A 20,327-nucleotide genomic window follows, 5' to 3' on the forward strand; every position below is an offset into this window, starting at 1 on the left:
CCAGATCGTTGAAGCGGCATCGAAGGCCAGTAATCGCCGGCGTCGATTGAAGGAATTAAACCTGGCCCATCAGCCGCATGCTATGGCAGCCAGCCGGGCGCCCGGCCCGCGGGGAGAACCCGGGCCGAGCAGCGCAGCGGTCGATCAGAAGAATGTAAGGCCGGCCTGGAACAGCCGTTCGACGTCGCGGATGTGGCGCTTGTCGGTGAGGAAGAGGATCACGTGGTCGCCGGACTCGATGAGGGTGTCATCGTGGGCGATCAGTACCTGCTCGTCGCGAATCACGGCGCCGATGGTGGTGCCCGGCGGCAGCGCGATCTTGCCGATGCGCCGGCCGACCACCTTGCTCGAACGCGCATCGCCGTGGGCCACCACCTCGATGGCCTCGGCGGCGCCGCGGCGCAGCGAGTGCGCGCTGACGATATCGCCGCGGCGGACGTGGGTCAGCAAGGTGCCGATGGTAGCCAGCTGCGGGCTGATCGCGATATCGATCTCGCCGCCCTGGATCAGGTCGACGTAGGCGGTGTTGTTGATGATGCACATCACCTTGCGCGCGCCCAGCCGCTTGGCCAGCAGCGACGACATGATGTTGGCTTCGTCGTCGTTGGTCAGCGCCAGGAACACGTCCGCTTCGTTGACGTTCTCTTCTTCGAGCAGGTCGCGATCCGACGCACTGCCCTGCAGGATGATGGTGCTGTCCAGAGTTTCCGAGAGGTAGCGGCAGCGCGCCGGATTCATCTCGATGATCTTCACCTGGTAGCGGCTCTCGATGGCCTCGGCCAGCCGCTCGCCGATGTGCCCGCCACCGGCGATGACGATGCGTTTGTAATTCTCGTCGAGCCGGCGCATCTCGCTCATCACGGCACGGATGTGCCCGCGCGCGGCAATGAAGAACACCTCGTCGTCGGCTTCGATGACGGTGTCGCCCTGCGGCAGGATCGGGTGGTTGCGTCGGAAGATGGCAGCCACCCGGGTGTCGACGTTGGGCATGTGGTGGCGCAGCTGGCGCAGCTCCTGGCCGACCAGCGGGCCGCCGTAATAGGCGCGCACCGCGACCAGCTGGGCCTTGCCTTCGGCGAAATCGATCACCTGCAGGGAGCCGGGATGCTCGATCAGGCGCTTGATGTAGTTGGTCACCACCTGCTCGGGGCTGATCAGCACGTCGACCGGGATGGATTCGTTCTGGAACAGCCCGGAATGCACGAGATAGGCCGATTCGCGCACGCGGGCGATCTTGGTCGGCGTGTGAAACAGGCTGTAGGCCACCTGGCAGGCGACCATGTTGGTTTCGTCGCTGTTGGTCACTGCCACCAGCATGTCGGCGTCGTCGGCGCCGGCCTGGCGCAGCACCGTGGGGAACGAGCCACGGCCCTGGATGGTGCGGATGTCCAGGCGGTCGCCCAGATCGCGCAGGCGGTCGCCGTCGGTATCGACCACGGTGATGTCGTTGGCTTCGCTGGCCAGGTGTTCGGCCAGGGTGCCGCCGACCTGCCCGGCACCGAGAATGATGATCTTCAAGACAGGACTCCCGAAACGGCTTGTTCGCCCGCCCCTGACTGCGGCCGGGCGCTGCGCGGCTGCGCGGCGATCTTGATCAGTTTGGCGTAGTAGAACCCATCGTGCCCGTCGGGCTGCGGCAGCAGCTGGCGGCCATGCGGCTGCGGTACGCCGAAGCCGGGCGGCAGGTCCAGCTCGCGGGCGCCGGGGGTGCGGGCAAGGAAATCGGCGATTACCTCGCGGTTTTCCTGCGGCATCACCGAGCAGGTGGCATACAGCAGCACGCCGCCAACGTCGAGCGTGGGCCAGAGCGCATCAAGCATCTCGCCCTGCAGGCGGGCCAGCGCGGGGATGTCTTCGGCCTTGCGTGTCAGCTTGATGTCCGGATGCCGACGAATCACGCCGGTCGCCGAACAGGGCGCGTCGAGCAGAATGCGCTGGAACGGCTGGCCGTCCCACCAGGCCGCCGTATCGCGCGCGTCGGCGGCCACCAGCTGGGCCTCGAGACGCAGACGCTGCAGGTTTTCGGCGACCCGCGCCAGGCGTCGGGGCTCGAGGTCCAGCGCGGTGAGTGCGGCCAGGCCCGGTTCGCGCTCGAGCAGGTGGCAGGTCTTGCCGCCCGGCGCGCAGCAGGCATCGAGCACGCGCTGGCCCGGAGCGAGGTCGAGCAGTCGTGCGGCCAGCTGCGCCGCTTCGTCCTGCACGCTGACGCGGCCTTCGGCGAAGCCGGGCAAGCGTTGCACGTCGAGAGCGCCCGCCAGGCGAACCCCGTCTTCGCTGAACGGGCAGGCAAAGGCTTCGATGCCAGCGGCCTGCAGCTCGGCAAGATAGCCGTCGCGGTCGGTCTGCCGACGGTTGACCCGCAGGGTCATCGGCGGGTGGGCATTGTTGGCCGCGCAGATGGCTTCCCACTGCTCGGGCCAGTTCGCCTTCAGGCTTTTCTGCAACCAGCGCGGATGCGCCAGGCGGATCACCGGGTCGCGCTCAAGCTCGCCGAGCAGCGTTTGCCCTTCACGCTGGGCACGGCGCAGCACGGCATTGAGCAGGCCCTTGGCCCAGGGCTTCTTCAACTTGTCGACGCAGCCTACCGTTTCGCCGATCGCCGCGTGCGGCGGGATGCGGGTGTGTAGCAGCTGGTAGAGGCCCACCAGCAACAGCGCCTCGACGTCGCGGTCGGCGACCTTGAACGGCTTCTGCAACAGCCGTTCGGCCAGGCCAGCCAGGCGCGGCTGCCAGCGTGCGGTGCCAAAGGCGAGCTCCTGGGTCAGGCCGCGATCGCGTGCATCGACCTTGTCGAGCACCTCCGGCAGGCTGCTGCCCAGCGAGGCCTTGCCGTTTAACACCGCAGCCAGTGCGCGAGCCGCTGCCAGGCGCGGATTCACTGGCCGAGCACCTGGCCGGGCGCGAACTGCTCGCGGCGGCTGTTGTACAGATCGGCAAAGTCCAGCGGCTTGCCACCGGGCAGTTGCAGGCGAGTCAGCTGCAGCGCGCCCGTGCCACAGGCAACGGTCAGGCCGTCCTTGCCAACCGCGAGGATACGGCCGGGCTCGCCCTGCCCCGGGACCAGCCGCGTGGCATGCACTTTCAACACGTCACCGGCCAGGCTGCTGTGGCAGATCGGCCAGGGATTGAACGCCCGGACCAGCCGCTCCAGCTCTGCGGCCGGGCGCTGCCAGTCGAGGCGCGCTTCGTCCTTGCTCAGCTTGTGTGCGTAGGTCGCGTGCGTATCGTCCTGCCGCTCGCCCGGCAGGGCGCCGGCCTGCAGCCGTGCGACCGCCTCGACGACGGCTTGCGCGCCGAGTGCGGCAAGTCGGTCGTGCAGGCTGCCCCCGGTATCGCTCGGGCCGATCGGCGTGCTGACCTTCAGCAGCATCGGGCCGGTGTCTAGCCCGGCCTCCATCTGCATCACGGTGACCCCGCTCTCGCTGTCGCCGGCCTCGATCGCGCGCTGGATCGGCGCCGCACCGCGCCAGCGCGGCAGCAGCGAGGCGTGGCTGTTGATGCAGCCCAACCGTGGCGTATCGAGCACGGCCTGCGGCAGGATCAGGCCATAGGCGACGACCACCATCAGATCCGGCTGCAGTGCAGCCAGTGCGTGCTGGGCCTCGGCATCGCGCAGGGTCGCTGGTTGCATCACGGGGAGGCCATGCTGCAGGGCCAACTGTTTGACGGGGCTGGGCATCAGCTTCTGGCCGCGCCCAGCCGGACGGTCCGGCTGGGTGTAGACGGCCACCACCTGATAACCGGCCTGCAGCAAGGCTTCGAGATGCTGGGCGGCGAATTCGGGAGTGCCGGCAAAGACGATACGCATGGGAAACTCGCTAAGAAAAAGGCTTGCCGGAGCAAGCCTTTCGGGGTTCGAGAATCAAGCCTGCTGACGGTGCAGCTTTTCCAGCTTTTTCTTGATCCGGTCGCGCTTGAGATTGGACAGGTAATCGACGAACAGCTTGCCGTTGAGATGATCGCATTCGTGCTGAATGCACACCGCCAGCAGCCCTTCGGCGATCAGCTCGTACGGCTGGCCGTCGCGATCGAGCGCCTTGACCTTGACCTTCTGCGGACGGTCGACGTTCTCGTAGAAGCCCGGCACCGAAAGGCAACCTTCCTGGTACTGGTCCATCTGGTCGGTCAGTGATTCGAACTCGGGGTTGATGAAGACCCGCGGCTCGCTTCTGTCCTCGGACAGGTCCATCACCACCACGCGCTTGTGCACATTGACCTGCGTCGCCGCCAGGCCGATGCCGGGGGCGTCGTACATGGTCTCGAACATGTCGTCGACCAGCTGGCGGATGGCGTCATCCACCACGTCCACCGGCTTGGCGATGGTACGCAGGCGCGGATCGGGAAACTCAAGGATGTTCAGAATGGCCATATGCGTTTGTGATGCACTTATGGAATAAAGTCAAAAGCCGCTGATAAGATGCCCGGCAGCTTTGAAACCGGCTACGCGCCGCGTTCTGCAAGGGTTTGCGGCGCTGGGGCGCCTCAGGCGAAGGCACATCATAAAGGGATTCACCATATGAGGAAATCACTACTCGCCCTGCTGCTGGTGGCCGCCAGCGGGTTCGCCCAGGCCGACGTCCAGCTCAAGGAAGGCTACCCGGAGCGTTACACGGTAGTGAAGGGCGATACCCTCTGGGACATCTCGGCGCGCTACCTGCGCGAGCCCTGGAAGTGGCCGGAGCTGTGGCACGCCAACCCGCAGATCGAAAATCCGCACCTGATCTATCCGGGCGACAGCCTGAGCCTGGTGTATATCGATGGCCAGCCGAAGCTGATGCTCAACCGCGGAGCCAGCCGCGGCACGATCAAACTGTCGCCGACCGTGCGTACCACGCCGATGGCCGAGGCGATCCCGACGATACCGCTGGAGCAGATCAACAGCTTTCTGCTGAGCAACCGCATCATCGACTCGCAGGCGCAGTTCGAGGCCGCGCCCTATATCGTCGCCGGCAATGCCGAGCGAGTGATCAGCGGCGCCGGCGATCGCATCTACGGCCGGGGCGATTTTTCCGCGAATATCCCGGTGTACGGGATTTTCCGTCAGGGCAAGCAATACACCGATCCGAAGACCGGCGAGTTCCTCGGCATCAATGCCGACGACGTCGGCACCGTCGAGGTCGTTCAGGTCGAGGGTGACATCGCCACGCTGCAGCTGACCCGTACCACGCAGGAAGCGCGCATCGGCGATCGGCTGTTCGCCAGCGAGGAGCGCGCGGTCAATTCGACCTTCATGCCCAGCGCGCCGAGCAGCGACATCGACGGCCTGATCATCGACGTCCCGCGCGGCGTGACGCAGATCGGCCAGCTGGATGTCGTAACGCTGAACAAGGGCATGCGCGACGGCCTCAAGGAAGGCAACGTGCTGGCCGTGTACAAGACCGGTGAGACGGTACGCGATCGGGTGACCGGCGAAAACGTCAAGGTGCCGGACGAGCGTGCCGGGCTGCTCATGGTGTTCCGTACCTACGACAAGCTCAGCTATGGCCTGGTACTGCAGGCCACCCGCTCACTGGCCGTGAACGACAAGCTGCGCAATCCCTGATCGATCCCCGAGCCCCGCTGATGCGGGGCTCGTACTTTAAAGGCCGGCAGGATGCCGGCCGAGGACAAGGACCGTCCCCCATGCCTCTCGTTTCCCCTGCCGAACTCGAGGCGCGTTTGCGCCTGCACCTGTTGCCCGATCTGGGCCCGCGACGATTGCGGCGCCTGCTCAGTGCCTTTCCCGATGCCTGTTCGGCGCTCAGCGCGCCGGCGGGTGCCTGGCGTGCCCTGGGTCTGCCGGCCAGTTGCGCCGAGCCCCGGCGCAGCGCCGAGATCCGCGAACGCGCCCGCGCTGCCCTCGCCTGGCTGGAGCAGCCGCAGCAGCAGCTGGTCGCCTGGGACGACCCCTGCTACCCCGCCCTGCTCGCCGAGCTGGCGGATGCGCCACCGCTGCTGTTCGTCGCCGGCGACCCGGGCCTGCTGGAAAGTCCGCAGCTGGCGATGGTCGGCAGCCGCCGGGCGTCGCGCCATGGTCTGGACAACGCCGCTGCCTTCGCCCGCAGCCTGGCCGGCGCGGGCTTCACCGTCACCAGCGGTCTTGCGCTGGGCATCGATGGAGCGGCCCATCAGGGCGCGCTCGATGTCGGCGGGCGAACGATCGCAGTGCTTGGCACCGGCCTGCAGCGACTCTATCCACAGCGACATGCGCGCCTGGCCGAAGCCATCGTGGCCGGCGGCGGCGCCCTGGTATCGGAGCTGCCACTCGACTGCGCACCGCAGGCAAGCAATTTCCCGCGTCGCAATCGGATCATCAGCGGCCTGTCGCTCGGCGTGCTGGTTGTCGAGGCCAGCCCCTCCAGCGGTTCGCTGATCACTGCGCGCTTGGCTGCCGAGCAGGGGCGCGAGGTCTATGCGATCCCCGGTTCGATCCACCACCCCGGTGCGCGTGGTTGCCATCAGCTGATCCGTGACGGCGCAACGCTGGTCGAAAGCGTGCAGGACGTCCTGCATGGACTACGCGGCTGGCAGCAGGTCACTGCACCGTCGGTTACCGATGGCGGCGCCGGCAGCAGTCATCCGCTGCTGCAGCAGTTGCTCGCCGGGGCGATGACCAGCGAGGAACTGGCGATAGCGCTGGGCCTGCCGCTGGGTGAGGTGCTGGCTCAACTGACGGAGCTGGAAATCGACGACCGCGTCGTCAGCGAGAATGGCCTCTGGTCGGCACGGCGGTGCTGAAGCTGCAGGCAGCACGGGGCTTGGCTAAACTGCTGCGATTTTTTTGCGAGCGGGGGCGGCAATGGTGGGCGATTGGCGGTTGCAGCAGGTGGCACACGTGGTCCGGCAGGGAGGCGTGATCGCCTATCCGACCGAAGCGGTGTGGGGGGTGGGCTGCGACCCATGGGACAGCGAGGCGGTCTACCACCTGCTGGATCTCAAGCAGCGCCCGGTGGAGAAAGGCCTGATCCTCGTCGCCGACTGCATGGAGCGCTTCGATTTCCTGCTGCAGGACCTGCCCGACGATTGGCTGCGACGTTTGGCCAACAGCTGGCCGGGGCCCAATACCTGGCTGGTGCCGCACCAGGACCGCTTGCCGCCGTGGATCACCGGCCGCCACGACAGCGTGGCGCTGCGGGTGACCGATCACCCGCTGGTGGCACGGCTGTGCGCGCTGACCGGGCCGCTGGTATCGACCTCGGCAAACCCGGCCGGCCGGCCCGCGGCCCGCAGCGCCTTGCGTGTGCGCCAGTACTTCGGCGACCGGCTGGACTACGTCTTTTGCGGCCCGCTCGGCGGCCGGCGCAACCCCAGCCTGATCCGCGATCTGCGCACCGGCACGGTGGTACGCCCCGGCTAGCGGTGCCCGTTCAAGGCAGCAGAATGGTCGAGCCGACCGTTGCCCGGCCGGCCAGTTGCCGTTGTGCTTCGGCGGCCTCGGCAAGCGGGTAGCGCTGGCCGATCTCGACGTGCAGGCGGCCGCTGGCAATCATCTCGAACAGCTCGTCGGCCATGGCCTGCAGGCGCTCGGGGGTGTCGGCGTAACCGGCCAGCGTCGGACGAGTGACATACAGCGACCCCTTCTGCGCGAGGATGCCAAGGTTGACGCCGCTGACCGCCCCCGACGCGTTGCCGAAGCTCACCAGCAACCCGCGCGGGGCGACGCAATCCAGCGAAATGTCCCAGGTGTCCTTGCCTACCGAGTCATAGACCACCGGGCACTTCTCGCCGTCGGTCAGTTCGAGCACGCGTTGCACCACGTCTTCCCGGCTGCGGTCGATGGTCGCCCAGGCCCCCAGTGACTTGGCCCGTTCGGCCTTTTCCGCGGAACCGACCACGCCGATCAGCCTGGCCCCCAGCGCCTTGGCCCATTGGCAGGCGATCGAGCCTACGCCGCCAGCGGCGGCATGGAACAGCAGCGTCTCGCCGGGCTGTACCACATGGGTCTGGCGCAACAGGTACTGGGTGGTCAGCCCCTTGAGCATCACTGCGGCGGCTTGCTCGAAGCTGATAGCGTCGGGTAGCCGGACCAGATGGCGGGCCGGCAGGCAATGATGCTCGCCGTAGGCGCCCAGCGGCCCGGTGGCATAGGCGACGCGGTCGCCGACGCGCAGGTGCTCGACGCCCGCGCCGACCGCTTCGATCACGCCGGCGCCCTCGGTGCCCAGCCCCGACGGCAAGGCGGGCGGGGCATAGAGCCCGGTGCGGAAATAGGTGTCGATGAAGTTCAGGCCAACGGCGTGGTTGCGGACCAGCACTTCGCCGGCGCCTGGCACGGCCGGGCTGGCCTCGACCAGCTGCAGGACTTCCGGCCCGCCATGCTGGCTGAATTGGATGCGCTTGCTCATATCGACTCCGACAGGTGGGTAAGCGGCTATCGAACCCGCCCCGGCCTGCTTTCGTCAATCGCCCGGATGCTATGCTTGCCGACCCGATTCGCTCCCGCACTGCCCTGCCTGGCCGTGCGGCCCAGGCATGGTGCTCTACCCGTGAACGAACAGATCGAAGCCGTCAAAGCCTATCTGCTGGACCTGCAGGACCGCATCTGCGCTGCGCTGGAAACCGAAGACGGCAGTGCCCGTTTCGCCGAGGACGCCTGGACACGCCCGGCCGGTGGCGGTGGGCGCACGCGGGTGATCGAGAACGGTGCGCTCATCGAGAAAGGCGGCGTCAACTTCTCTCACGTGTTTGGCGCCGGGCTGCCGCCTTCGGCCAGTGCGCACCGGCCGGAACTCGCCGGGCGCGGCTTTCAGGCGCTCGGTGTGTCGCTGGTGATCCATCCGGAAAATCCCTACGTGCCGACCTCGCACGCCAATGTGCGTTTCTTCATTGCGGAAAAGGATGGCGAAGCGCCCGTCTGGTGGTTCGGCGGTGGCTTCGATCTGACCCCTTACTACGGCAACGAAGAGGACTGCGTGCACTGGCATCGCGTCGCCCATGACGCCTGCGCGCCCTTCGGCGGCGACGTCTATCCGCGCTTCAAGCAATGGTGCGACCGCTACTTCTACCTCAAGCACCGTGCCGAGCCACGCGGCATCGGCGGCCTGTTCTTCGACGATCTGAACGAATGGGATTTCGACACCAGCTTCGCCTTCATGCGTGCCGTCGGCGACGCCTATCTGGAGGCCTACCTGCCGATCCTCCAGCGGCGCAAGCACCTGCCCTATGGTGAGCGCGAGCGCGAGTTCCAGCAGCTGCGCCGCGGCCGCTACGTCGAGTACAACCTGGTCTATGACCGCGGCACCCTGTTCGGCCTGCAATCGGGCGGGCGCACCGAATCCATCCTCATGTCGCTGCCGCCGGTGGTGCGCTGGGGCTACGACAAGCACCCCGAGCCGGGCACGCCCGAGGCGCGCTTGACCGAATACTTCCTTCAGGAGCGCGACTGGCTGCAGGAGCGGTAACGCCGGCGGGCTTGAATCGGGTGCAATCAAGAATGATTCTTGAGCTCGCTCAATTCTTTTTCATGTCGATGCTCAATACCATGCGCCCCATCGCCAACTGCGATGTGCCCGACTGCCGATGAAGCACCACCGATTCCCCGCCTGGCTGGCCAGTCTGGCCCTGCTGCTGCACCTGCTGAGCATGTCGCTCGCCGGTGCGTGGCCGGCCGACAGCGGCCGCCTGCTCGAGCACGGTGATCGCACGTCACTGGCACAAGGCGAGGCGCATCCAGGGCACGCGGCGCACGCCGCAGCGGGTAGCCACGAACAGCCGCACGCCGGCCACGGCGGAATGCCGCCCTGTTGCTGCACCGGTGCCATGGGCCTCGCCGCCCTGCCTGTGGCCTCGCCCCCCGTCCTGCCGGCTGCAGGGCGCACTTATGCGCGGGCCGAACGGCACAGTGCCTGGCCGTCGCCCCGCGAACGCTGGCCGGCGCTCAACCCGCGCGCCTCGCCGCTCGCCTGACGCCTGCCGGCGTCTTCCCTGCCTGCACACCCGAACGCCCACGCCGCCAGTCGATGGCGTGTGCGCCTGCCGACGGCTGCCTGCCGCGGCCTGCCTGTTGCACAAGGAAACTGCGAGATGTTCGACCACCCTGCGCCGCGCGCCGCGCTGCCCTGCCTGCTTGCCTGCGCCCTGCTCGGCGCCTACTCAACCTCGGCCTCGGCCGATACTGCCCTGTCGCTGGGCAGCAGTACCGTCATCGCCAACCCGTCCAGCGGCAGCCTGCCGACCAGCAGCGTGATCAGCTCGGTCGACCTGCTGGGCAGCGACATCCTCGAGCAGCAGCCGGTGCTCTACAGCTGGGAGCTGTTCCGCCGCGCGCCGGGGGTGATGCTCACCGAATTCGGCCAGGGCACCACCTCCGGCAAGCTGTCCTTTCGTGGCTTCAACGGCGAGGGCGAGGTCAACGCGGTCAAGCTGCTGATCGACGGCATTCCGAGCAACAGCAACGACGGCAACATGCCCTACCTGGACATGCTGTTCCCGCTGGAAATCGACGGCATCGAGGTGGTGCGCGGCACCAACGACCCGCGCTATGGCCTGTACAACATCGCCGGCAACGTCACTGTGCATTCGCGCACCGGCGGCGATTACGGCAAGGCGCGGCTGCGCTACGGCAGCTACGACACCCAGGAGCTGCAGGTGGCCAAGGGCATCGAGGGCAGCAACTGGACGCAGAACTACTTCATCGGCCAGCAGAAGAGCGGCGGCTATCGCGATCACGCCGATGCCGAGCGCACCAGCCTGTCCGGCAAGTGGTTCTACCAGCCGGACTCCGGCACCTGGCGCCTGGGCCTGATCGCCCGCCACTACGAGGCCGACGCCAACGAGCCGGGTTACCTGTCACGCGAGGATGCGCGCCACTCGCCGCACGAGTCCTACGCGCTGTCGTCCAGTGACATGGGCGAGCGGCGCATGAACCAGCTCAGCCTGCATCTGGACAGCCAGCTGGCCGCCGATCTGTCGTGGGCCACCAAGGTCTGGCTCAACACTCTGGACGACGATCGCTGGGTGCGCTTTTCCTTGGCCGCACCGCAACAGCGGCGCTTCACCGAAGAGAAGCACTACGGCGCACGCACTTCGCTGACCTACCGCCCGGACGTGTCCTGGCTATACGACCTGGCCCTCGAAGGTGGGCTCGACACCGAGCAGCAGCGCAACCGCAGCGAGCGCTACACCACCGTCGAGCGCCAGGTCGTGACCCAGACCCGCGACCAGCGCTTCGACTACGACAGCTACGGCGCCTACCTGCAGGCGGTGATCCAGCCGGTCGAGTCGCTGAAGATCATCCCGGCGTTTCGCGTCGATCGTATCGAGGGCGACTTCACCGACGAGCTGAGTGGCAGCGATTACGCCATCAACGACTACGGCAGCATCGAGCAGCCGAAGATCAGCCTGATCTACATCCCCGTCGAGCAGCTGAGCCTGTATGGCAACTGGGGGCGGACCTTCCAGATCGGCACCGGCGCAGCCGCCTACAAGGTGCCGCCATGCACCGCGGACTTGTCGCCGTCGATCAACGATGGCTGGGAGACCGGTATCAAGTTCAACCCCGTACCCTGGCTCGACGGCCGTATCGCCTATTGGGAGCAGGTGGCGTCCGACGAGGTCCGGCGCCGGCTCAACGATCCCAGTGGCGAGTCGGAAAACCTCGGCCAGACCCGTCGCTGGGGTTATGACGCCCAGCTCAATCTCTACCCCACTGCCGAGCTCAGCCTGTGGCTGGCGCATTCCTGGCAGTTCTCCGAGATCGAGAAAGCCGACCCGAGCCTGCCGGCCAGCCAGGGCCAGCAGATCGACCACGTGCCGCAGCGGCTGTACTCGGCCGGCAGCACCTACCAGGCGACGCCGGACCTGCAGCTCAGCGCCTGGCTCAACGGCCAGACCGATTACTACCTCGAGCGCGAGAACACCCAGGGCCGATACGGCGGCTACGTGCTGCTCAACCTGGGCGCCAGCTACCAGCTGACCGAGCAGCTGGCCGTCGACCTGCAGCTGAAGAATCTCACCGACCGCTACTACGAGTACGTCTGGTACGACGGTGCCGAGACCTTGCATGCGCCGGGTGATGGCCGCTCGCTGTATGCCGCCGTGACCCTGGACTTCTGACCGGCATGAAGCGCTATCTGTATCTCGCACACCGCTGGCTCGGCATCGCCCTGGGGCTATTCGTCCTGGCCTGGGTCGTCAGCGGCGTGGTGATGCTCTTCGTCGGCTATCCCAAGCTGACGCCGGCCGAGCACCTTTCACGCCTGCAGCCGCTAAGCGCCGATTGCTGCATCGCGCCGGATGCGGCGCTTGCCGCCAGTGGCGATCCGCGCACCCCGCTCAGCCTGCGCCTGACCGGTGCCGGTGGCTCGCCGCGCTACCTGCTGGACTACGGCGACGGGCCGCTGCTGGCGGTCGATGCACGCAGCGGCAAGCGTATCCCGCACATCGGCGCTGCCGAGGCCCTGGCCAGCGCGCGGCAGTTCGCCGGTGCCCAGGTGCGCTTGCTCGACCGCGTCGAGGAGGATGCCTGGACGCGCAATCATGCCCTGGCCCGCGAACGACCGCTGTATCGCTTGCAGGCCGACGATGGCGAAGGGCGTCTGCTCTATGTGTCCAGCCACACCGGGCTGGTGGTGCGCGACGCCACTGCCCATGAGCGGTCCTGGAACCTGCTTGGCGCCTGGCTGCACTGGCTCTACCCATTGCGTGAAGTCATGCCGAAGGCGCTCTGGTCGGTGGCATTGGTCTACGGTGCGTTGCTCGCCGCGGTGCTGGCGCTGCTGGGCATGCTGATCGGCCTGCTGCGCTGGCGCTTCACCGGGCGCTACCGCAACGGCTCGCACTCGCCCTACCCGGCCGGCGCCAGCCGCGTGCACCACGTCGGTGGCCTGCTGTGCGGCGTGGCGCTGCTGGTCTGGCTGGTCAGCGGCATGCTGTCGATGGAGCCCTGGGGACTGTTCGAGAAACGTTCGACCATCGACGCCGCCGCACTCAGAAGCGCTCCGCTGAACGCTGAGGCGGTTAAGACGGACCTTGTCGCCACGCTGGCCCGGTTGCGCGAGGCCGGTATCGCGCCGGTGGAACTGCAGTGGCAGGTGTTCGGCGATCAGCCCTACCTGCTCGGCATCGATGCCAGGGGCGAAACGCGCATCCTGCGCGCCAGCGGTTCCGCGCCGGCACAGCTGCGCCTGGAACGCGCGGTGCTGGAGCGCCAGGTCCGCCAGGCCTGGCCGGAGCAGCGGCTGCACTTCGATTGGCTGGAGCAGGAAGACTTCCACTACTACGCCCGCAACGAACCAAGCCTCTACAGCCATCTACCGCGACGGCTGCCGATGCTGCGGGTGAGTTTCGACGATCCGGCGTCGACCTGGCTGCATCTCGATCCCTACAGCGGCACCGTCATCGAACAGTTGGATCAACGCCGGCGTGCCGTTCGCTGGGTGTTCAAGCTGCTGCACAGCTGGGACTGGCTGCCCTTGCTGCAACGGCCGCTGCTGCGCGACGGCCTGCTGCTGGCCTTCAGTGCGGGTGCGCTGGTGATCAGCCTGAGCGGCGTGTTGCTGGGCTGGCGACGGTTAAGGCGCCGTCGCCAGCGGCTCGGCCGGTCAGGCGCGGCGGCCTGCCGGCGTGCGGCCGATGCCTGACGGTTGCACGACGCTGGCAGCCGCTGGCAAAAAACTGCAAGCTTCCGGCTTTTGCCTTCCAGCTGAGGACTCCCATGGACCGCTACGGTGTATTCGGCAACCCGATCGGCCACAGCAAGTCGCCGCAGATCCACCGTCTGTTCGCCGAGCAGACCGGCCAGGCGTTGACCTACGAGGCGGTGCTCGCGCCGTTGGACGGCTTCGCCGAAGCGGCCCGGGCGTTCTTCGTCGAAGGCCGCGGCGCCAATGTCACGGTGCCGTTCAAGGAGCAGGCCTGGCGCCTGGCCGACGATCTGACCGAGCGGGCTCGTTGCGCCGGCGCAGTGAATACCCTGAAGAAACTCGATGATGGTCGCCTGTTGGGCGACAACACCGACGGCATCGGCCTGGTCAACGACCTGACCGCCAATGCCGGCGTCGAACTCGAGGGCCGGCGCATCCTCCTGCTGGGTGCGGGCGGTGCGGTGCGCGGCGTGCTGGAGCCATTGCTGGCACAGCGCCCGGCGGCATTGGTGATCGCCAACCGCACGCCGGCGCGGGCACAGGTGCTGGCCACCGAGTTTGCCGCGCGCGGCCCGGTGTCGGCGGTGGCGTTCGCCGACTTGCAGGGGCCCTTCGATGTCATCGTCAACGGCACCTCGGCGAGCCTGGGTGGCGAGCTGCCGCCGCTGGCCGACGAGCTGGTCGAGGCGGGCCGGACGTTTTGCTACGACATGATGTACGGCGCCGAACCGACGCCCTTCTGCCGCTGGGCCAGCCGGCTCGGCGCGCGTTGCCGCGACGGCCTGGGCATGCTCGTCGAGCAGGCGGCTGCCGCCTTTTTCCTGTGGCGCGGCGTGCGGCCCGACACCGCGGCCGTGCAAGCCGAACTGCGGCGACAGCTGCAGGCGTCCTGAAGCGGTTCGCCTCAGAGACGGAAGTGGATGCGCTCGCGCAGATGACGCGGCTGCTCAAGTTCGTCGACGATGCCCGCGGCCAGCCGGCGCAGCGATTCATGTTGCGGCTCGCCGCTGGCGCGAGCCAGGTCTTCGATGCTCAGCCCCGGTTCGCTGTGCTCGGCATCGATCAGCGTCCAGCGCAGCGGCGTGGCGGTCAGCTGCTGCAAGCCGCGCTGCACCGACGGGTCCTGCTCGATCCGCGGGAAGTCGGCGACCAGCAGCAGCCGGTCGACGTTCACCCTTGGCAAGCCACTCAGCAAGGCGGCCAGCGCCTGCTCGAAGCCCTGCGGCGAGGCCGGGCTGCTCGGCAGCCGGTCGGCATTGAACAGGCAGAGCACCGCATCCATGCCGGCCACGCTCTCGCTCACGCTGATCGGGTCGTACAGATCCGCCGGCTTGGTGCGCAAGCCCGGGCGTGCGGTCAGCGAGTTAAGATCATCGAGCAGGGCAACCGCCTCGTGCTGTCGGCTGAGCAGCTCGACCAACAGGGCGCTGCCCAGGCTGCAATGCGCGCCATAGAGCGCGAACTTCAGGCGCGGCGTTTCGGCGTTGCGCATGGCTCAGCGCCGCGTGACCAGGTAACCGATCAGCGCGAAGGCGCCGGCCGCGAGCGCCGCAGTCGCCAACGGATGCTGGCGGGCGCATTCCTTGGCCATGCGCCCGGCGTCGTGGCTGCGGCGGGAGAGCTCGGCACAATGTTCGTCCCAGTGCGCGTCCTGCCAGAGCGCTTCGGCACGCGAGCGCAGGCTGCCGAGGCCGTGGCGCGATTCACGCGCGGCGTCGTGCTTGAGTTTGTCCAGGGCGCGGACCAGGTTGTCGATCTCGTGCTGGATGTCTTCGCGGGTGGTCGGTGTATGGCTGAAGCGGGACATGGCGGGTACCTCCCCTGATAAACCTGTCTGTTGGACTGCTGCGGTCGTTGAAGGTGCAATCGCGGTGCTGCGACCACGGGCCGCCGTTGCGCCAGACGGTCGTTCGCTTCGGCAGGCCTCTTCTACACTCTAGTAGGCCGGCGGCGCGTCGCCGACGCCGTGAGCGTTTTGCCGCGTGTGAGCGACGCCAAGTCGGACGGGCTTTTCCGTATACTGCGGCGCCGCGCTTCAGGCGCCGCCCCACTCCCCTCTCTCTTGCCCAAATCGGTGAATGCAGTGAAGTTTCGCCACACAATGTTCGGCCTGTTGCTGGCCTGCAGCAGCATGGTGCTGGCCCCCGCCAGCTTCGCGGCGCCCAAGGCCGCGGCCACCCAGGAACTGGCTTCGGGCAGCGCACTGCTGGTCGACCTGAAGACGAACGAAGTGCTCTATTCGAGCAACCCCGGCCTGGTCGTGCCGATTGCCTCGGTGACCAAGCTGATGACCGCCATGGTGGTGCTCGACGCCAAGCTGCCGCTCGACGAAGTGTTGCCGATCACCATCCGCGAAGTACCGGAGATGCGCGGCGTGTTCTCGCGCGTGCGCATCGGCAGCGAGGTCAGCCGGCGCGAGATGCTGCTGATGACGCTGATGTCCTCGGAGAACCGCGCCGCGGCCAGCCTGGCGCACCACTACCCCGGTGGCTACAGCGCCTTCATCCAGGCAATGAACGCCAAGGCGCGTGCGCTGGGCATGCGCGACACCCGCTACGTCGAGCCGACCGGCCTGTCGGAGCAGAACGTGTCGAGCGCCAACGACCTGGTCAAGCTGCTGCGCGCGAGCCAGAACTACCCGTTGCTGAGCCAGTTCAGCTCGACCCGCGAGAAGACCGTGGCCTTCCGCAAGCCCAGCTACACCCTGGGCTTTCGCAACACCAATGCCCTGGTGCGCAAGCCCAACTGGGACATCCAACTGACCAAGACCGGCTTCACCAACGCCGCCGGCCATTGTCTGGTGATGCGCACCCGCATGAACGGCCGGCCGGTGGCCTTCGTGGTGCTCGATGCGTTCGGCAAGTACACCCACATGGCCGATGCCAATCGCCTGAAGAAGTGGATCGAGACCGGCACCATCACCCCCGTGCCAGCCGCGGCACTGGCCTACAAGCAGCAGAAGATGGCGCAGCGCCAGGGCCTGTTGCAGGCGGCGCAGTAAGCGTTACATCGGCAGTGCTCGCCGCCGTGTGGCCGCGAGCACTGCCAACGCTTGACGAGTGGGGATAGGCTTGATGGCGAAGCGGGCAGCCTGTGCGGCTGCCCTCGGTCGTCCGGCTCGCCGGTGTTCCTGCCGGCGCCAGCGCTACCGGCCGGTCAGGCGAGTGCTGCTCAGATGCCGCCGAGCCGTTGCACGGTAAGGAAGAACACCAGCAGCACACTGTTGATCGCCCAGGCGGCGGTCAGCAGCCGGGCCATGTCGCCGTAGAGCCTGTTGCGCACGTTATCGGCGCACAGCCAGATCTCCCCGATGATCCACGCCGTGTAGCCGAGGATCAGGCCGAACATCATCAGGTTGGTACTCAGCGAAGCGCCGTTGAAGTAACCGAACAGGGCCATGCCCCAGAGCACCTGGCTGGGGATCACCCCGTAGAGCCAGAACACCACGCCCAGCGGGCGCTTGATCATCATGAAAGCCAGCGGAGAAGACGATTTCATGGCTGCGATCCTCCTTGGGAAAGCCGGGCGCCGCGACTGCGAGCGGCTGTTGCAGCGGGCCGGCGGCCCGGTGCGCTTGCCTTCAATCTAGTCCTCGCCAGGGTGCGGCGCAATGTCGCGCCGGACGAACGTGTGCAAATGTTTCAGCCGCACGAGCCGAGTCCGCACGCGCCGCGCCCGGCGAACCCGCCTGGATCAGCCGGCCAGCACCGAGTCCACCAGCGCCTTGGCCTCGGCCTGGATGCGCGCAAGATGCGCCTCGCCCTCGAAGCTCTCGGCGTAGATCTTGTAGACGTCCTCGGTGCCGGACGGCCGCGCGGCGAACCAGCCGTTCGCCGTTTCCACCTTCAGCCCGCCAATGGCCGCGCCGTTACCCGGTGCCTCGGTGAGGATGCGCGTGATCGGCTGGCCGGCCAGCTCCTTGGCACTGACCTGCGATGCGGAGAGCTTGCCCAGGCGTGCCTTTTGCTCGCGATTGGCCGCGGCGTCGATGCGCTGGTACACCGGCGCGCCGAAGCGGTCGGTCAGCGCCTGGTAGCGTTCGCTCGGGTCCTTGCCGGTGACTGCGGAGATCTCCGCCGCCAGCAGGCCGAGGATCAGCCCGTCCTTGTCGGTGGACCAGGCGCCGCCCCTCTTGTCGAGGAACGAAGCGCCGGCCGACTCCTCACCGCCGAAGCCCAAGCTGCCATCCATCAGGCCGTCGACGAACCACTTGAAGCCCACCGGTACCTCCACCAGACGGCGGTCGATGCCGGCGGCAACACGGTCGATCATCGACGAAGACACCAGCGTCTTGCCGATGCCGGCCTCGGCGCTCCAGCCCGGGCGATGGGTGAACAGGTATTCGATGGCCACCGCCAGGTAGTGGTTGGGGTTCATCAGCCCGCCGGAGCGGGTGACGATGCCGTGACGGTCGTGGTCGGTGTCGCAGGCGAAGGCCACGTCGAAGCGGTCCTTGTTCTCGATCAGCCCGGCCATGGCGTGCGGCGAGCTGCAGTCCATGCGGATCTTGCCGTCCCAGTCCAGGCGCATGAAGCGGAAGGTCGGGTCGACCACCGTGGACAGTACCTCCAGCGGAAGGCCGAAGCGCTCGGCGATGCGCGGCCAGTAATGCACACCGGCGCCGCCCAGCGGGTCGACGGCGAACTTCAGGCCCGAGCCGCGGATGGCGTCGAGGTCGATCACCCGCTCGAGCCCGCCGACATAGGCGTCGATGAAATCGAAGCGCTGGGTGGTGGCCGCCTTGAGCGCCTGACGGTAATCCATGCGCTTGACGTCATCGAGACCGGCGACCAGCAGCGCATTGGCGCGCTCCTGAATCCACTTGGTCACGCCGGTGTCGGCCGGGCCGCCATTGGTGGGGTTGTACTTGAAGCCGCCATCGCCCGGCGGGTTGTGCGACGGCGTGATGACGATGCCGTCGGCCAGCCCGCTCGTGCGGCCGCGGTTGTAGCTGAGGATCGCGTTGGAGATCGCGGGGGTCGGCGTGTAGCCCGGCTCGCCGTTGGTTTCCGGGCAACCGGCGTCGATGCGCGTGTCGATGCCGTTGGCCGCCAGCACTTCCAGCGCCGAGACGAACGCCGGCTCGGACAGCGCATGGGTGTCCATGCCCATGAACAGCGGGCCGTCGATGCCTTCCTGGCGGCGGTAATCGCAGATCGCCTGGGTGGTGGCGAGGATGTGCCACTCGTTGAAGCTGCCCTTGAGCGAGGACCCGCGGTGCCCGGAGGTGCCGAACGACACCTGCTGCGCCGGGTCGGCCGGGTCCGGCCGGTCGCTGTAGTAGCGCGCCACCAGGCGCGGCAGGTGGGTCAGGCTGTGCGGGTCGGGCAGGCGTCCGGCGTTGGGGGCGAGGCTCATGGGGCGGTCCTTTCTCGAAGTGACGATGCGCCGGCCCTCCGGGCCGGTTGCGGTGCGAATGAAACGCCAGTCGGCGTCGTTTATCCAGAGCTAAGACCGCGGCGATCGTCGCGGTTCCCCAGCCGCCCTGCCCAGCGCGGTGGGCAGCCTGTGCCTACGCCCGTCGTGTGGCCGGAACCTGGCCCGCCGCCCCCTGCTCTGCTGCTTGAGCACCCCGCTCATGCCAACCGGAGAGCAGCCATGAACGTTGAACAACGCATCCGCCAGCGCGCCTACGAAATCTGGGAGTCCGAAGGCCGCCCCGAGGGCCAGGAAGCCGACCACTGGCAACGCGCCCGCGACGAGATCGAGCCCTTCTACAAGGAAGGCAACGCCGAGGCCGGCAGCATCGAAAGCAGCGTCGCCATTCCCATGCCGCGTTCGGGCGATGGCGAGCGATAGCTAGCGCGCCGGGCCGCCCAGGCGTTCGCCGAGGTAGTCGAGAAAGCAGGTGATGCGCGAGGCCAGCGCGGTGTTGCGGTAGTACACCGCGTTGATCGGCTGGCGCACGTCGACGCGCTGCGCGGCGAGCACCTCCACCAGGTCGCCGCGCGCGCGATCACCGCCGGTCATGAAATCCGACAGGCAGGCCAGCCCTTCGCCGGCCAGCGCCAGCGCGCGCACGGTATCGCCGCTGGAGGCCCGTAGCGACGGGGTGATCCGCCAGCTTTCGCCCTGTGCGTGCCGCAGTGGCCAGTCGTTGAGGCTGTCCGGCTCGGTGAAGCCGATCAGGCTGTGCGCGGCGAGCGCCTCGGCCTGCTGCGGCGTGCCATGCCGGGCCAGGTAGGCCGGGCTGGCCAGCACACGGCGCAGGGTGTGGCACAGCGGCCGCGCATGCAGGCTGGAATCCGGCAGCGGGCCGAGGCGAATGGCCAGGTCGGTGCGGCGCTCCAGCAGGTCGATGATGCGGTCGTCGCTGTACAGCTCCAGCTCGATCTGTGGATAGCGCGCACGGAAATCGCCGATCAGCGGCACGATCACGTGCAGCATGAAGGGCGCGGCGGTATTGACCCGCAACCGCCCGGCCGGCGCCTGGCGCCGCAGCGCCATCTGCTCCTCGGCCTGCTCGACGCTGGCGAGGATACGGCGCGCCTGGGCGAGAAACACCTCGCCCTCCTCGGTCAGCTCCAGGCGCCGCGTGGTGCGCCGCAGCAGGGTCACCGCGAGCTTGTCTTCCAGGCGGCTCAAGGCGCGGCTGATACCGGATGCGGTCTGTTGCAATTGCTCGGCCGCGGCGCTGAACGAGCCGCTGTCGACCACGCTGACAAAGGCCTGCATTTCCTCGAGGCTGGTCTTCATTGTTGAGCCCCAGTCAAAAGTGTTTGGCGGATTGGCCGGTTTTTCCGCAGGAGTGTGGCTTCGATACTG

20 protein-coding genes are annotated in these 20,327 nt (G+C 67.6%); 10 read left to right on the top strand and 10 right to left on the bottom strand.

Features of this window, described 5'->3' with window-relative positions; translation table 11 throughout:
• Positions 1–144: 144 nt before the first annotated feature.
• Genes trkA through def form a run of 4 tightly spaced genes read right to left on the bottom strand, consistent with a single transcriptional unit; the run spans position 145 to position 4,369 of the window.
• A complete protein-coding gene (gene trkA, locus AC0KXH_RS00095; RefSeq protein ID WP_041110380.1) occupies positions 145–1,518 on the bottom strand; it encodes a Trk system potassium transporter TrkA in 1,374 nt (457 codons plus the stop codon).
• The gene (gene rsmB / locus AC0KXH_RS00100; RefSeq protein WP_488223919.1) at positions 1,515–2,879 is read right to left on the bottom strand and encodes a 16S rRNA (cytosine(967)-C(5))-methyltransferase RsmB; all 1,365 of its coding nucleotides are present in this window, start codon (positions 2,877–2,879) and stop codon (positions 1,515–1,517) included. Before rsmB ends, trkA begins: the two co-directional genes overlap by 4 nt.
• Entirely contained in the window at positions 2,876–3,808 is a 933-nt protein-coding gene (gene fmt, locus AC0KXH_RS00105) for a methionyl-tRNA formyltransferase (RefSeq protein ID WP_488223920.1), read from the bottom strand. Before fmt ends, rsmB begins: the two co-directional genes overlap by 4 nt.
• 54 nt (positions 3,809–3,862) lie before the next feature.
• Positions 3,863–4,369, bottom strand: coding sequence for a peptide deformylase (gene def / locus AC0KXH_RS00110; protein ID WP_041110386.1), 507 nt, complete (start codon positions 4,367–4,369; stop codon positions 3,863–3,865).
• A 147-nt stretch (positions 4,370–4,516) separates the two neighbouring features.
• On the opposite strand from def, the gene AC0KXH_RS00115 reads away from it, so the two are divergent.
• The 3 genes from AC0KXH_RS00115 (at position 4,517) to tsaC (ending at position 7,336) form a co-directional block, all read left to right on the top strand.
• Complete coding sequence (locus tag AC0KXH_RS00115) at positions 4,517–5,542, top strand: LysM peptidoglycan-binding domain-containing protein (RefSeq protein WP_041110388.1); 1,026 nt, start codon at positions 4,517–4,519, stop codon at positions 5,540–5,542.
• Positions 5,543–5,622: 80 nt separating this feature from the next.
• Positions 5,623–6,717 carry a DNA-processing protein DprA gene (gene dprA, locus AC0KXH_RS00120; protein WP_488223921.1) on the top strand — a complete coding sequence of 365 codons (1,095 nt, stop codon included), beginning with the start codon at positions 5,623–5,625 and terminating at the stop codon, positions 6,715–6,717.
• 61 nt (positions 6,718–6,778) lie between these two features.
• Positions 6,779–7,336: an L-threonylcarbamoyladenylate synthase type 1 TsaC gene (gene tsaC / locus AC0KXH_RS00125; RefSeq protein WP_041110392.1), complete on the top strand. Its 558-nt coding sequence runs from the start codon at positions 6,779–6,781 to the stop codon at positions 7,334–7,336.
• Between the two features lie 10 nt (positions 7,337–7,346).
• Here tsaC and AC0KXH_RS00130 read toward each other — a convergent pair whose 3' ends face one another.
• Positions 7,347–8,324 (bottom strand): NADPH:quinone reductase, encoded by a 978-nt coding sequence (locus AC0KXH_RS00130; RefSeq protein ID WP_488223922.1) that lies wholly within the window; start codon positions 8,322–8,324, stop codon positions 7,347–7,349.
• Between the two features lie 141 nt (positions 8,325–8,465).
• Here AC0KXH_RS00130 and hemF point away from each other — a divergent pair, with 141 nt between their 5' ends.
• The 5 genes from hemF to aroE all read left to right on the top strand — a co-directional run bounded on the left by hemF (position 8,466) and on the right by aroE (position 14,455).
• Positions 8,466–9,380 (top strand): oxygen-dependent coproporphyrinogen oxidase, encoded by a 915-nt coding sequence (hemF, locus tag AC0KXH_RS00135; RefSeq protein WP_041110396.1) that lies wholly within the window; start codon positions 8,466–8,468, stop codon positions 9,378–9,380.
• A gap of 118 nt (positions 9,381–9,498) precedes the next feature.
• On the top strand, positions 9,499–9,885 hold the full coding sequence (locus AC0KXH_RS00140; RefSeq protein ID WP_061340212.1) for a DUF2946 family protein: 387 nt from the start codon (positions 9,499–9,501) through the stop codon (positions 9,883–9,885).
• A gap of 117 nt (positions 9,886–10,002) precedes the next feature.
• On the top strand, positions 10,003–12,033 hold the full coding sequence (locus AC0KXH_RS00145) for a TonB-dependent receptor (RefSeq protein ID WP_488223923.1): 2,031 nt from the start codon (positions 10,003–10,005) through the stop codon (positions 12,031–12,033).
• A 5-nt stretch (positions 12,034–12,038) separates the two neighbouring features.
• A complete protein-coding gene (locus AC0KXH_RS00150; protein ID WP_488223924.1) occupies positions 12,039–13,559 on the top strand; it encodes a PepSY domain-containing protein in 1,521 nt (506 codons plus the stop codon).
• A 74-nt stretch (positions 13,560–13,633) separates the two neighbouring features.
• Entirely contained in the window at positions 13,634–14,455 is an 822-nt protein-coding gene (gene aroE, locus AC0KXH_RS00155) for a shikimate dehydrogenase (RefSeq protein WP_488223925.1), read from the top strand.
• An 11-nt stretch (positions 14,456–14,466) separates the two neighbouring features.
• Here aroE and AC0KXH_RS00160 read toward each other — a convergent pair whose 3' ends face one another.
• A complete protein-coding gene (locus AC0KXH_RS00160; RefSeq protein ID WP_200627174.1) occupies positions 14,467–15,054 on the bottom strand; it encodes an NAD(P)-dependent oxidoreductase in 588 nt (195 codons plus the stop codon).
• Positions 15,055–15,057: 3 nt separating this feature from the next.
• Positions 15,058–15,369 (bottom strand): glycine zipper domain-containing protein, encoded by a 312-nt coding sequence (locus tag AC0KXH_RS00165; protein ID WP_041110406.1) that lies wholly within the window; start codon positions 15,367–15,369, stop codon positions 15,058–15,060.
• 324 nt (positions 15,370–15,693) lie between these two features.
• Here AC0KXH_RS00165 and pbpG point away from each other — a divergent pair, with 324 nt between their 5' ends.
• Positions 15,694–16,563: a D-alanyl-D-alanine endopeptidase gene (gene pbpG / locus AC0KXH_RS00170; RefSeq protein WP_234458546.1), complete on the top strand. Its 870-nt coding sequence runs from the start codon at positions 15,694–15,696 to the stop codon at positions 16,561–16,563.
• A 170-nt stretch (positions 16,564–16,733) separates the two neighbouring features.
• Here pbpG and AC0KXH_RS00175 read toward each other — a convergent pair whose 3' ends face one another.
• Positions 16,734–17,060 (bottom strand): hypothetical protein, encoded by a 327-nt coding sequence (locus tag AC0KXH_RS00175; RefSeq protein WP_041110408.1) that lies wholly within the window; start codon positions 17,058–17,060, stop codon positions 16,734–16,736.
• 195 nt (positions 17,061–17,255) lie between these two features.
• Entirely contained in the window at positions 17,256–18,920 is a 1,665-nt protein-coding gene (gene pgm / locus AC0KXH_RS00180; RefSeq protein WP_488223926.1) for a phosphoglucomutase (alpha-D-glucose-1,6-bisphosphate-dependent), read from the bottom strand.
• Positions 18,921–19,160: 240 nt separating this feature from the next.
• On the opposite strand from pgm, the gene AC0KXH_RS00185 reads away from it, so the two are divergent.
• Positions 19,161–19,361, top strand: a complete 201-nt coding sequence (locus AC0KXH_RS00185) for a DUF2934 domain-containing protein (RefSeq protein ID WP_488223927.1) — start codon at positions 19,161–19,163, stop codon at positions 19,359–19,361.
• On the opposite strand, the gene AC0KXH_RS00190 is transcribed toward AC0KXH_RS00185, so the two are convergent.
• Positions 19,362–20,258: a LysR substrate-binding domain-containing protein gene (locus tag AC0KXH_RS00190; RefSeq protein ID WP_488223928.1), complete on the bottom strand. Its 897-nt coding sequence runs from the start codon at positions 20,256–20,258 to the stop codon at positions 19,362–19,364.
• Between the last annotated feature and the right edge of the window lie 69 nt (positions 20,259–20,327).

Source organism: Stutzerimonas sp. CXK-1 (genome assembly GCF_057738225.1).

Excerpts from the sequence above, each read along its gene's own strand:
- fmt (WP_488223920.1), bottom strand. The coding sequence starts at position 3,808 with ATGCGTATCGTCTTTGCCGGCACTCCCGAATTCGCCGCCCAGCATCTC.
- AC0KXH_RS00130 (WP_488223922.1), bottom strand. The coding sequence starts at position 8,324 with ATGAGCAAGCGCATCCAATTCAGCCAGCATGGCGGGCCGGAAGTCCTG.
- AC0KXH_RS00140 (WP_061340212.1), top strand. The coding sequence starts at position 9,499 with ATGAAGCACCACCGATTCCCCGCCTGGCTGGCCAGTCTGGCCCTGCTG.
- tsaC (WP_041110392.1), top strand. The coding sequence starts at position 6,779 with ATGGTGGGCGATTGGCGGTTGCAGCAGGTGGCACACGTGGTCCGGCAG.
- AC0KXH_RS00175 (WP_041110408.1), bottom strand. The coding sequence starts at position 17,060 with ATGAAATCGTCTTCTCCGCTGGCTTTCATGATGATCAAGCGCCCGCTG.
- AC0KXH_RS00190 (WP_488223928.1), bottom strand. The coding sequence starts at position 20,258 with ATGAAGACCAGCCTCGAGGAAATGCAGGCCTTTGTCAGCGTGGTCGAC.
- AC0KXH_RS00115 (WP_041110388.1), top strand. The coding sequence starts at position 4,517 with ATGAGGAAATCACTACTCGCCCTGCTGCTGGTGGCCGCCAGCGGGTTC.
- AC0KXH_RS00145 (WP_488223923.1), top strand. The coding sequence starts at position 10,003 with ATGTTCGACCACCCTGCGCCGCGCGCCGCGCTGCCCTGCCTGCTTGCC.
- def (WP_041110386.1), bottom strand. The coding sequence starts at position 4,369 with ATGGCCATTCTGAACATCCTTGAGTTTCCCGATCCGCGCCTGCGTACC.
- aroE (WP_488223925.1), top strand. The coding sequence starts at position 13,634 with ATGGACCGCTACGGTGTATTCGGCAACCCGATCGGCCACAGCAAGTCG.
- pgm (WP_488223926.1), bottom strand. The coding sequence starts at position 18,920 with ATGAGCCTCGCCCCCAACGCCGGACGCCTGCCCGACCCGCACAGCCTG.
- AC0KXH_RS00185 (WP_488223927.1), top strand. The coding sequence starts at position 19,161 with ATGAACGTTGAACAACGCATCCGCCAGCGCGCCTACGAAATCTGGGAG.
- AC0KXH_RS00165 (WP_041110406.1), bottom strand. The coding sequence starts at position 15,369 with ATGTCCCGCTTCAGCCATACACCGACCACCCGCGAAGACATCCAGCAC.
- dprA (WP_488223921.1), top strand. The coding sequence starts at position 5,623 with ATGCCTCTCGTTTCCCCTGCCGAACTCGAGGCGCGTTTGCGCCTGCAC.
- pbpG (WP_234458546.1), top strand. The coding sequence starts at position 15,694 with ATGGTGCTGGCCCCCGCCAGCTTCGCGGCGCCCAAGGCCGCGGCCACC.
- AC0KXH_RS00150 (WP_488223924.1), top strand. The coding sequence starts at position 12,039 with ATGAAGCGCTATCTGTATCTCGCACACCGCTGGCTCGGCATCGCCCTG.
- AC0KXH_RS00160 (WP_200627174.1), bottom strand. The coding sequence starts at position 15,054 with ATGCGCAACGCCGAAACGCCGCGCCTGAAGTTCGCGCTCTATGGCGCG.